The 12,165-nt window shown below is 51.8% G+C and carries 9 protein-coding genes; 7 read left to right on the top strand and 2 right to left on the bottom strand.

Annotated features, from left to right (window positions below; translation table 11 throughout):
* Window positions 1-31: 31 nt before the first annotated feature.
* Window positions 32-2,710 carry a bifunctional acetaldehyde-CoA/alcohol dehydrogenase gene (gene adhE / locus CRO33_RS03000; protein WP_097116985.1) on the bottom strand — a complete coding sequence of 893 codons (2,679 nt, stop codon included), beginning with the start codon at window positions 2,708-2,710 and terminating at the stop codon, window positions 32-34.
* A 444-nt stretch (window positions 2,711-3,154) separates the two neighbouring features.
* On the opposite strand from adhE, the gene CRO33_RS03005 reads away from it, so the two are divergent.
* The 7 genes from CRO33_RS03005 to oppF all read left to right on the top strand — a co-directional run bounded on the left by CRO33_RS03005 (window position 3,155) and on the right by oppF (window position 11,768).
* Window positions 3,155-3,802: a YchE family NAAT transporter gene (locus tag CRO33_RS03005; protein ID WP_097116986.1), complete on the top strand. Its 648-nt coding sequence runs from the start codon at window positions 3,155-3,157 to the stop codon at window positions 3,800-3,802.
* A 576-nt stretch (window positions 3,803-4,378) separates the two neighbouring features.
* On the top strand, window positions 4,379-6,013 hold the full coding sequence (locus CRO33_RS03010; protein WP_097116987.1) for an ABC transporter substrate-binding protein: 1,635 nt from the start codon (window positions 4,379-4,381) through the stop codon (window positions 6,011-6,013).
* 159 nt (window positions 6,014-6,172) lie between these two features.
* Window positions 6,173-7,810: an oligopeptide ABC transporter substrate-binding protein OppA gene (gene oppA / locus CRO33_RS03015; RefSeq protein WP_097116988.1), complete on the top strand. Its 1,638-nt coding sequence runs from the start codon at window positions 6,173-6,175 to the stop codon at window positions 7,808-7,810.
* Window positions 7,811-7,891: 81 nt separating this feature from the next.
* On the top strand, window positions 7,892-8,812 hold the full coding sequence (oppB, locus tag CRO33_RS03020; protein WP_034828832.1) for an oligopeptide ABC transporter permease OppB: 921 nt from the start codon (window positions 7,892-7,894) through the stop codon (window positions 8,810-8,812).
* Window positions 8,813-8,827: 15 nt separating this feature from the next.
* Entirely contained in the window at window positions 8,828-9,736 is a 909-nt protein-coding gene (gene oppC / locus CRO33_RS03025) for an oligopeptide ABC transporter permease OppC (protein WP_034828835.1), read from the top strand.
* Window positions 9,737-9,747: 11 nt separating this feature from the next.
* The gene (locus tag CRO33_RS03030; RefSeq protein ID WP_097116989.1) at window positions 9,748-10,767 is read left to right on the top strand and encodes an ABC transporter ATP-binding protein; all 1,020 of its coding nucleotides are present in this window, start codon (window positions 9,748-9,750) and stop codon (window positions 10,765-10,767) included.
* On the top strand, window positions 10,764-11,768 hold the full coding sequence (gene oppF, locus CRO33_RS03035; RefSeq protein WP_034828839.1) for a murein tripeptide/oligopeptide ABC transporter ATP binding protein OppF: 1,005 nt from the start codon (window positions 10,764-10,766) through the stop codon (window positions 11,766-11,768). Before CRO33_RS03030 ends, oppF begins: the two co-directional genes overlap by 4 nt.
* 53 nt (window positions 11,769-11,821) lie before the next feature.
* Here oppF and CRO33_RS03040 read toward each other — a convergent pair whose 3' ends face one another.
* The gene (locus CRO33_RS03040) at window positions 11,822-12,151 is read right to left on the bottom strand and encodes an HI1450 family dsDNA-mimic protein (RefSeq protein WP_196250121.1); all 330 of its coding nucleotides are present in this window, start codon (window positions 12,149-12,151) and stop codon (window positions 11,822-11,824) included.
* Window positions 12,152-12,165 lie beyond the last annotated feature (14 nt).

Below are 12,165 nucleotides of genomic sequence, written 5' to 3' on the forward strand. Positions count from 1 at the left end.
CCGCCGCAGCGGGTTTTTTGTTTTTAGCCGGTTAGGCTTTTTTGGTTTTTTTCTCGATTTTCACCGTTTTATCATCGGCGGCTTCAGCCACTGGGCCTTCAGCTTCAGAGAATTCGCGGCCATAGAAGGTATCCAGCATGATTTGCTTCAATTCGGCAATCAGCGGATAACGCGGATTCGCACCGGTACACTGGTCATCAAACGCGTCGTCTGCCAGCTTATCGACTTTCGCCAGGAAATCGGCTTCCTGCACGCCAGCTTCACGTATAGAGGTTGGGATACCGAGTTGAGTTTTCATCTCTTCCAGCCATGCCAGCAGTTTTTCAATTTTCTGGGCAGTGCGGTCACCCTGTGCACTCAATCCAAGATGGTCGGCAATTTCAGCGTAGCGACGACGTGCCTGTGGGCGATCGTACTGGCTGAAAGCCGTCTGCTTGGTTGGGTTGTCATTCGCGTTGTAACGGATGACGTTGCAAATCAGCAGGGCGTTGGCCAAACCGTGCGGAATGTGGAACTCCGAGCCCAGCTTATGCGCCATGGAGTGACACACACCGAGGAAGGCGTTGGCGAACGCGATACCGGCGATTGTTGCCGCATTATGCACACGTTCACGCGCTACTGGATTCTTCGCCCCCTCACGGTAGCTGGCCGGCAGGTTCTCTTTCAGCAGTTTCAGCGCCTGCAGCGCCTGGCCATCAGAGTACTCATTAGCCAGCACAGAGACATAAGCTTCCAGCGAGTGAGTCACCGCATCCAGACCACCAAACGCACAGAGTGAGCGAGGCATATCCATCACCAGATTGGCATCCACAATCGCCATATCAGGCGTCAGTGCATAATCCGCTAAAGGATATTTCTGGCCTGTGGCATCGTCAGTCACTACCGCAAACGGTGTAACTTCAGAACCGGTACCGGAAGTGGTGGTGATGGCCACCATGCGCGCTTTCACGCCCATTTTCGGGAACTTGTAGATACGTTTACGGATATCCATGAAACGCAGCGCCAGTTCTTCGAAGTGGGTTTCAGGATGTTCGTACATCACCCACATGATTTTCGCGGCATCCATCGGGGAACCGCCGCCCAGGGCGATAATCACATCGGGTTTGAAGCTGTTCATCTGCTCAGCACCTTTACGTACGATGCTGAGTGTTGGGTCCGCTTCCACCTCAAAGAACACTTCAGTTTCGATGCCGTGCGCTTTTAACACGCGAGTGACTTGATCGGCATAGCCATTATTAAACAGGAAGCGGTCAGTGACGATAAAGGCGCGCTTAGCACCGTCGGTCGCGACTTCCTCCAGGGCAATCGGCAGTGAACCACGACGGAAGTAGATAGACTTCGGAAGTTTATGCCACAACATATTTTCAGCTCGCTTGGCCACGGTTTTCTTGTTGATCAGGTGTTTAGGTCCGACGTTCTCAGAAATTGAGTTACCGCCCCAGGAACCACAGCCCAGCGTCAACGATGGCGCAAGTTTGAAGTTATACAAGTCGCCAATACCGCCTTGCGAAGCTGGTGTGTTAATCAGAATACGGGCGGTCTTCATTTTGTCGCCAAAGAAGTGCACGCGCTCGTGTTGGTTGTCCTGGTCAGTGTACAGGCAAGAGGTATGGCCGATACCGCCCATAGCCACCAGTTTCTCTGCTTTATCCACCGCATCGTAATAATCTTTCGCACGATACATCGCCAGAGTTGGCGACAGTTTTTCGTGGGCAAAGGGTTCAGATTCATCCACCAGCTTCACTTCACCGATGAGAATTTTGGTGGTCGCAGGGACGCTAATACCCGCCAGTTCAGCAATTTTTGCCGCAGGTTGGCCGACGATAGCGGCATTCAGCGCGCCATTTTTCAGGATGATATCCTGAATGGCTTTCAACTCTTTGCCCTGTAACAGATAGCCACCATGGCTGGTGAAACGCTCGCGAACCGCATCGTAGACTGAGTCCACCACGATGACTGACTGTTCTGATGCACAAATGACGCCGTTGTCGAAGGTTTTGGACATCAGGATAGAAGCGACAGCACGTTTGATATCGGCGGTTTCATCGATAACCACTGGCGTGTTACCCGCACCGACACCAATCGCTGGTTTACCAGAACTGTATGCGGCTTTTACCATGCCTGGGCCACCGGTGGCCAGAATCAGGTTGATATCAGGGTGGTGCATCAGCTGGTTGGACAGCTCTACTGAAGGGACATCAATCCAGCCAATGATGTCTTTCGGCGCACCAGCCGCAATGGCAGCTTGCAACACAATGTCGGCTGCTTTGTTGGTGGCATCTTTGGCACGTGGATGTGGTGAGAAAATGATACCGTTACGGGTTTTTAAGCTGATCAGCGCTTTAAAGATGGCGGTAGAGGTCGGGTTAGTGGTTGGGACGATACCGCAAATCAGGCCAATTGGCTCAGCGATGGTGATAGTACCGAAGGTGTCATCTGTATCCAGCACACCACAGGTTTTCTCATCTTTATAGGCGTTGTAGATATATTCAGAAGCGAAGTGGTTTTTGATCACTTTATCTTCAACGATGCCCATGCCGGACTCGGCGACGGCCATTTTGGCGAGAGGGATGCGGGCATCAGCAGCGGCGAGTGCAGCAGCGCGGAAAATGGTATCAACTTGTTCCTGACTAAAGTTGGCGTATTCACGCTGTGCCTTTTTAACACGCTCAACCAGTGCATTAAGTTCGGCAACATTTGTAACGGCCATAGTGCTCTCCTGAAGGAAGTTAAACTCTTTTAGTAAGCAAGCCTGAGTCGGAAAGTATAGTCGCGCTATGCTTATACGTTGTTCAGAGTGGCGAGTAGATTGCCGTTGCTTACTAAAAGGGTTTCCAGGATAAGATGCTGACGCCTGTATCAATAGTTTCGATGGGGTAAGATTACCCCTGATGAGGTAGGCAAATTTTGATGTGGATCAATCCGGAGCCAAGCTGACACCTTTCAGCACCCACTTTAGCAACTAAAGTAACTCATTAAGCGGTTTTAGTTGATGGAGATGACGTGAGGTGGGCGACGAGCCATCGTTCGCAGAGGAATAAACTGGAAGTAAGGGGAAATAGCAGCATATATTTCCGCTTAACCTACTGGTTTTCCCTCCGGCTTATGCACTACATTAAGCGCGATTTGAAACACTACCTTCGTGGAGCTCACCGTGAACCCCGTGCTACTTGATTTTTCCGGCTACGTTAAGTTTTTTGTCGGCTTATTTGCCCTGGTCAATCCCGTGGGGATCATCCCCGTGTTTATCAGCATGACCAGCTATCAGGCGGTCGCTGAGCGGAATAAAACCAACTTTACGGCAAATCTTGCTGTGGCGATCATACTCTGGACCTCATTGTTCCTGGGGGATGCCATTCTCCATTTGTTTGGTATTTCAATTGATTCATTCCGTATCGCCGGGGGGATTCTGGTGGTAACCATCGCGATGTCGATGATCAGCGGCAAGTTGGGCGAGGATAAGCAAAACAAGCAGGAAAAGTCAGAGACCGCGATTCGTGAAAGTATTGGTGTGGTGCCTCTGGCCTTGCCCTTGATGGCCGGCCCGGGTGCCATCAGTTCGACTATCGTCTGGAGCACGCGTTACCACAGCTGGATAAACCTGCTCGGTTTCACTATCGCCATTGCGATTTTTGCTTTTTGTTGCTGGTTACTGTTCCGGGCTGCCCCTTTGATGGTGCGCATCTTAGGGCAAACAGGCATTAACGTGATTACGCGTATCATGGGTCTGCTATTAATGGCGCTGGGTATTGAGTTTGTTGTCACCGGCATTAAAGCGATATTTCCAGGTTTACTGAATTAATCAGGTTGTATTTTCAGTCAAAAAATAACTTCTGTGATCCATATTGGTGCGATGGGTGATTTTTTTGCACCAATATGGTGAAATTATTCGCCTGGCTTAATATGATCAGGCTATCATCACTTTTGCTACTACATTCCCTCTCTTCGCCAATTTATTAACATATATATGTGACAATTATCACAGTATATTTCACTGCCTAATTGATTTTATCCAGTAACTATTCGGATGTTTTATCGTTTCAAATAACGTTTCATATTGTTTGTCTAAAGATTGACAGTGTTAACTGCAAAATAGAGAGTTGAAAGTTCTTTTTGGCGAAAATTACGACAAATAACTGATTTATTACATATAAAACATAGAGTTGAATAATATTTTAGGGTAAAAATTAACACTTCTCCTGAGGCGATCTACATGATAAAAGAGAATTAGCTAACATTTTTGCTGTTTAGCTTTGGCGTGCGGGCATCGGTACTGATAATTTTCGGCTCATCACAAATTTTTTCCCTGTTCGCGACAAATGTGTACGCTTCTTGCTTACTCGCTATCAGGTTTTTTATATAAGGTTGATATTTGTTGATGAAGAGCATGGTAGCGAAAAAAGTTGCGCGCACGTCTCTGGTACTTTGTCTGGCAGGTTTTATCTCTCATAGTCAGGCGGCTGACATCCCGGCAGGGACGCAGTTATCTGCAACACAGCGCATTGTCATCAATAACGGTAGTGAAGTGTCCTCGCTCGATCCGCAAAAAACGGAAGGGGTTCCCGAATCTAATGTCATCCGCAATTTGTTAGAGGGGCTGGTCGAGACCGATAACAATGGTCAGATTGTGCCTGGCGTTGCAAAGCAGTGGAGCAACCAGCAGGGGCGTATCTGGACCTTCACCCTGCGTGAAGATGCGCGCTGGAGCAACGGTGAACCCGTCACCGCGCAAGATTTCGTTTACAGCTGGCAGCGTCTGGCCGATCCGAAAACAGCTTCACCCTATGCCAGTTATCTGCAAGCTGCCCATATCGCCAACATCGACGCCATATTGGCGGGCAAAGCCTCGCCGGATTCACTGGGCGTGAAAGCATTTGATGCGCATCACCTCGAAGTGACACTCACTGAGCCTGTTCCCTATTTTGTCGACATGCTGGCCCATACCGCGATGAAGCCGGTGTATCGCTCGGCGATTGAAAAATTCGGCGAGCAGTGGACCCAACCGCAGAACTATGTGGGAAATGGTGCCTACACGCTGGCTGACTGGGTGGTGAATGAAAAGATCGTTCTGAAGCGTAATCCGCAATATTGGGATAATGCGCGAAGCGTGATTGATGAGGGCGTTTTTCTGCCGATTAGCTCCGAGAACAGTGATATCAATCGCTATCGCAGCGGTGGCACAGATATGACCAACAGCGTGGTGCCACCGGATTTATTCAAGAAGTTGCAGCAGGGTTTAGGTAACCAGGTCAAAGTCAGCCCTGTGCTCTGCACTTTCTACTATGAAATGAACAACAAAAAGGCGCCGTTCGATGATGCAAGAGTCCGTACAGCCCTGAAGCTGACGCTTGATCGTGACATCATCGCCGACAAGATCATGGGGCAAGGTCAGATCCCCGCTTATGCGCTAACGCCGCCATTTACGCATGGCATCTCGCCAGAAGCGCCTGCCTGGTCCAAGCAAACTCAGACCGAACGTAACACCAGTGCCAAACAACTGTTGGCAGAAGCCGGTTTCAATGCTCAGCATCCGCTGCGTTTCACGCTGTTGTATAACACCTCTGAGCAGAATAAACGGCAGGCTATCGCCGCCGCCTCGATGTGGCAAAAGAACCTCGGTGCCGAGGTGACGCTACAAAATCAGGAGTGGAAAACGCTGCTGGAGACGCGTCATCAGGCGCAATACGACGTGGTGCGCGCCACCTGGTGCTCGGACTATAACGAGCCCTCAACGTTCCTCAATATGCTGCTGAGTGGTTCCTCGATCAACACCGCGTTCTATCACAGCGATGCCTTCGATAAATTGATGGCGCAAACCCTGACGGTTGCCGATAACACTCAGCGTGCCGCATTGTATCAGCAGGCGGAAGCGCAGCTGGATAAGGACTCACCCATCGTGCCGGTTTACTATCGCGTCAGCGTGCGCCTGGTGAAGCCCTGGGTAGGCGGTTTTACCGGTAAAGATCCGCAGGATATGCTGGCATTGAAATACTATTACATAAAGAAACATTGAGTAATGTGTGGAACCGGCGCTACAGTCGGACGATACATTAACGTGGTAAACCCTGAAGGGTGGTAGTGGTCTCTGTTCAGACAGGCAGAGATCTCCCGGAAACGGGGTACGCCGGGCAGTTCACTGACCCGGTGACGATAATAAAACTGGAGCTAAGTAATGAACAACATCACGAAAAAAAGCCTGATTGCCGTAGGCGTTTTTGCAGCAATCGGCGCACTGGCAGGGAATGCTGCTTTGGCCGCAGTGCCAGCAGGCGTTGAATTGGCAGCAAAACAGGAGCTGGTACGTGGTAATGGCGATGAAGTGCAATCGCTTGACCCGCATAAAATCGAAGGCGTGCCGGAAGACAACATCGCACGCGATCTGTACGAAGGTCTGATCATCAGCGACAGCGATGGCAAACCGATTCCGGGCGTGGCAGAAAGCTGGGAAAACAAAGATTTTAAAGTCTGGACTTTCCATCTGCGCAAAAATGCCAAATGGTCCAATGGCGAGCCAGTCACGGCACAAGATTTCGTCTATAGCTGGGAGCGTTTAGTGGATCCTAAAACCGCTTCTCCTTACGCCAGCTATCCGCAATACGGCCACATCCTGAATGTCGATGACATCATCGCCGGTAAAAAACCGATCACCGATCTGGGTGTGAAAGCCATTGATGACCATACGCTGGAAGTGACCCTCAGCGAGCCGGTACCTTATTTCTACAAGCTGCTGATCAACTCCGTGATGTCACCGGTATATAAGCCTGCTATCGATAAGTTTGGCGATCAGTGGACGCAGCCACAAAACTGGGTGGGCAACGGTGCGTTTAAACTGGAATCACACGTCATCAACGAACGTGTCACCATCGTACGTAACCCGGAATATTGGGATAACGCGCACACCGTACTGAACAAAGTGACCTTCCTGCCGATCAACTCAGAAGTCAGTGACGTGAACCGTTACTTCTCTGAGAACGGCAGTGACATCACCTATAACAACATGCCGATCGAGCTGTTCAAAAAACTGCAGCGTGATAACGGCAAAGAGTTGATGGTGAAGCCGTATCTCTGCACCTACTACTATGAAATCAACAACCAGAAAGCGCCATTCACCGATCCGCGCGTGCGTACTGCGCTGAAACTGGGTCTGGATCGCGACATCATGGTGAATAAGGTGCTGGCGCAGGGGCAGTTACCGGCGTACAGCTTTACCCCGCCAGCCACCGACGGCATGGAATTGCTGCCGCCAGACTGGTTCAAATGGGATCAGAACAAGCGTAACGAAGAAGCGAAAAAACTGCTGGCTGAAGCAGGTTACACGGCTGATAAGCCACTGACCTTCAACCTGCTGTACAACACCTCAGATCTGCATAAGAAACTGGCTATCGCCGCGTCTTCGATCTGGAAAAAGAACATTGGCGTGAACATCAAGCTGGAGAACCAGGAGTGGAAAACCTTCCTGGATACCCGTCATCAGGGCAACTTTGATGTTTCTCGTGCGGCCTGGTGTGCAGACTATAACGAGCCAACCTCGTTCCTGAACATCATGCTGTCTGACAGCAGCAGTAACACCTCGCACTATAAGAGCGCAGACTTCGATAAAGTGATCCACGATGCGGTGAAAGCGGTGGACGATAAAGCCCGTGTCGCGGATTACCAGAAAGCTGAGCAGATTCTGGATAAAGACAGCACCATCGTGCCGGTTTACTACTACGTTAACGCGCGTCTGGTGAAACCGTACGTGGGTGGTTATACCGGTAATGATCCGCTGGATAAAACCCTCGATAAAAACCTGTATATCATTAAACATTAATAGCACTCAGGCTATCGACAGTGGCGGCGCTGTAGCGCCGCCTTTTTGACTTTGTGAAGCAACAGCCTGGTAGGTACGGCAATGTTAAAATTCATCCTGCGTCGACTTCTGGAAGCGATCCCGACGCTCTTCATCCTCATCACCATTTCCTTCTTTATGATGCGACTGGCCCCCGGCAGTCCGTTTACCGGCGAGCGCACGCTCTCGCCTGAGGTGATGGCGAACATCGAAGCCAAATATCATTTGAACGATCCGATCGGCAAACAGTACGTCAGTTACTTAGTGCAGCTGGCGCACGGCGATTTTGGTCCATCGTTCAAGTACAAAGATTATTCCGTTAACTATCTGGTCGGCCATGCCTTCCCGGTTTCGGCCAAACTCGGCCTCGCCGCCTTCTTCCTTGCGGTGATCCTTGGCGTGACGGCAGGAGTCATTGCCGCGCTCAAACAGAACAGTTTGTGGGATTACGCGGTAATGGGGGTCGCCATGACGGGCGTCGTGATACCCAGCTTTGTCGTCGCACCGCTGCTGGTGCTGATTTTTGCGATTACCTTGCGCTGGCTGCCGGGCGGTGGCTGGAACGGTGGGCAGTGGAATTACATGCTGCTGCCGATGGTGGCGCTGTCTTTGGCCTATATCGCCAGCATCGCGCGTATTACGCGTGGTTCGATGATTGAAGTGATGCACTCCAACTTTATTCGCACCGCGCGCGCCAAAGGGTTGCCGCTGCGCCGTATCGTACTGCGTCATGCATTGAAACCTGCCATGTTACCCGTGCTCTCGTATATGGGGCCGGCATTCGTCGGCATCATCACCGGTTCAATGGTGATCGAATCGATTTACGGTCTGCCGGGTATCGGCCAGCTGTTTGTTAACGGTGCCCTGAACCGTGACTATTCTTTGGTGATGAGTCTGACCATTTTGGTCGGCGTGCTGACCATTCTGTTCAATGCGATCGTGGATGTGCTGTATGCCGTCATCGATCCGAAAATCCGTTACTGATGGTGGAGTTCGCCCATGATGTTAAGTAAGAAAAACAGCGAAGCTCTGGATGCCTTCAGTGAAAAACTGGAAGTCGAAGGGCGCAGCCTGTGGCAGGATGCGCGTCGCCGCTTCATCCATAACCGCGCTGCGCTGATCAGTTTGCTGGTGCTGTTAGCGATTACCCTGTTCGTGATATTAGCGCCGGTGTTGTCGCAGTTTAAATATGATGATACCGACTGGGCCATGATGTCAGCCGCTCCGGATACGGTATCAGGCCACTGGTTTGGTACCGACTCATCGGGACGTGACTTGCTGGTGCGCGTGGCGATTGGCGGTCGTATCTCGTTGATGGTCGGCATTGCCTCCGCGTTGATCGCGGTGCTGGTGGGCACGCTGTATGGTTCACTGGCGGGCTATCTCGGCGGTAAAATCGACTCCGTGATGATGCGTATTCTGGAAATCCTCAACTCCTTCCCGTTCATGTTCTTCGTGATCCTGCTGGTGACCTTCTTTGGTCGTAACATCCTGCTGATCTTTGTGGCGATCGGCATGGTGTCGTGGCTGGATATGGCGCGTATTGTGCGCGGTCAGACGCTGGGCCTGAAGCGCAAAGAGTTTATTGAAGCGGCGCAAGTGGGTGGGGTGTCGACCTTCAATATCGTGCTACGGCACATCGTACCGAACGTGCTGGGTGTGGTGGTGGTCTATGCCTCATTGCTGGTGCCCAGCATGATTCTGTTTGAATCCTTCCTCAGTTTCCTCGGGTTGGGTACGCAAGAGCCACTGAGCAGTTGGGGCGCACTCCTGAGTGACGGCGCCAACTCCATGGAAGTCTCGCCCTGGTTGTTGATGTTCCCGGCGGGTTTCCTCGTGGTCACGCTGTTCTGTTTCAACTTTATCGGCGATGGCCTGCGTGATGCCCTCGACCCGAAAGATCGTTAAGGAGTTTCCCGATGACCATACATGAATTTCAGCCAGCAATGGCTGCACGTGCGGGAAACAGTAACCTGCTGCTGGACGTTAAAGACCTGCGCGTCACCTTTGGCACCCACGATGGTGATGTCACCGCAGTCAACGATCTTAACTTTTCACTTCGTGCCGGCGAAACCCTGGGTATCGTCGGCGAATCGGGATCGGGCAAGTCGCAAACCGCTTTCGCCCTGATGGGCCTGCTGGCAAAAAACGGTCGCATTGGCGGTTCGGCAAAATTCAACGGTGAAGAGATCCTTAACCTGCCGGAGAACAAACTGAACAAGCTGCGCGCAGAGCAGATTGCGATGATTTTCCAGGACCCGATGACCTCGCTCAATCCGTACATGCGCGTCGGCGAGCAGCTGATGGAAGTGCTTAAACTGCATAAAGGGATGAGCAGCGCACAGGCGTTTGAAGAGTCCGTGCGCATGCTGGATGCGGTGAAAATGCCGGAAGCGCGCAAGCGCATGAAGATGTTTCCGCATGAATTCTCTGGCGGCATGCGTCAGCGTGTGATGATCGCCATGGCGCTGCTGTGTCGTCCTAAATTGCTGATTGCTGATGAACCGACTACCGCACTGGATGTGACAGTGCAGGCGCAGATCATGACGCTGCTGAACGAGCTGAAACGCGAGTTCAATACCGCGATCATCATGATCACCCACGATCTTGGGGTGGTTGCGGGTATCTGTGACAAAGTGCTGGTGATGTACGCCGGGCGTACCATGGAATATGGCCGTGCACGCGATGTGTTTTATCAGCCTGCGCATCCTTACTCCATTGGCCTGCTGAGTGCGGTGCCGCGTCTGGATGCGGAAGAGGGTGAGTCACTCACCACCATTCCTGGCAACCCGCCTAACCTGTTGCGCTTGCCACAGGGCTGTCCGTTCCAGCCACGTTGCGCCTTTGCGATGGACGTTTGTGCCAAGTCACCACCGCTGGAGCCTTTCGCGGAAGGGCGTCTGCGTGCCTGCTTCAAACCGGTGGAGGAATTAGCATGAGCACCGTCATCGAAGAGAAGAAAGTCTTACTGGAAATCGCCGATCTTAAGGTGCATTTCGATATTAAAGACGGCAAACAGTGGTTCTGGCAGCCGCCAAAAACACTGAAAGCAGTGGATGGCGTCAGCCTGCGCTTGTATGAGGGGGAAACCCTCGGCGTAGTGGGCGAATCGGGCTGTGGTAAATCAACCCTGGCACGCGCCATCATCGGCCTGGTGAAAGCCACCGACGGTCGTGTGGCCTGGCTGGGACGTGATTTATTGGGGCAGAGTCAGGATGAGTGGCGCCAGGCGCGCAGCGATATCCAGATGATTTTCCAGGATCCGCTGGCCTCGCTGAACCCGCGCATGACCATTGGCGACATCATTGCCGAGCCGCTGCGCACCTATTACCCGAAGATGCCAAAGCAGGAAGTGAAGGATAAGGTAAAAAACATGATGATGAAGGTTGGGTTGCTGCCAAACCTCATCAACCGTTATCCACACGAGTTTTCCGGTGGTCAGTGTCAGCGTATTGGCATTGCGCGTGCGCTTATCCTCGAACCCAAGCTGATTATTTGCGATGAACCGGTTTCGGCGCTGGATGTGTCGATTCAGGCGCAGGTAGTGAATTTGCTGCAGCAGCTGCAACGTGAAATGGGATTATCGCTCATTTTCATTGCGCATGACCTTGCGGTGGTGAAGCACATCTCTGATCGTGTACTGGTGATGTATCTCGGTCATGCGGTTGAGTTGGGCACTTATGACTCGGTGTACAACAATCCACAGCATCCTTACACCCGTGCACTGATGTCTGCGGTACCCATTCCGGATCCGGATCTGGAAAAAAACAAACAGATCCAGCTACTGGAGGGTGAACTGCCTTCACCGATCAATCCGCCCTCGGGCTGCGTATTCCGCACTCGCTGTCCGATTGCCGGACCTGAGTGTGCAAAAACGCGTCCGTTGCTGGAGGGCAGTTTCCGCCACGCAGTATCCTGTCTGAAGGTCGACCCCTTATAAGGTCGAAAAGAAAACGCCGGGCAATTGCCCGGCGTTGTTTTATGCGTCAGCGATTATTCACGCCAGAGAATGTGGCACAGCTTATGGTCTTTCTCGCGGCACAGTAGCACGCGCGCAAACACATCGGTAATCGGCTCGCCGTCCGCTTCACCCAAACCAATCACCACTTCCGCAAAGAAGTCCGGGTTGAGATCGAAATCGACGTGCTCCTGCCAGTCTTCCGACGGGTCAAACAACTCCGCACCGCCGCGCTCTTCAAACTGCAGATTGAACAGAATGATGTCAGCCGGATCGAGGTTATCACCGGCCAGTTCTAGAAAAATGTCGTAGGCCTGTTCCAGCGTTTCATCTTCGGTAAGGCGATTATTTAAATCCATGGTCATTCCTGCTTACTCTG

Origin of the sequence: Pantoea sp. GL120224-02, assembly GCF_900215395.1 — a bacterium.
Classification (GTDB): domain Bacteria; phylum Pseudomonadota; class Gammaproteobacteria; order Enterobacterales; family Enterobacteriaceae; genus Pantoea; species Pantoea communis.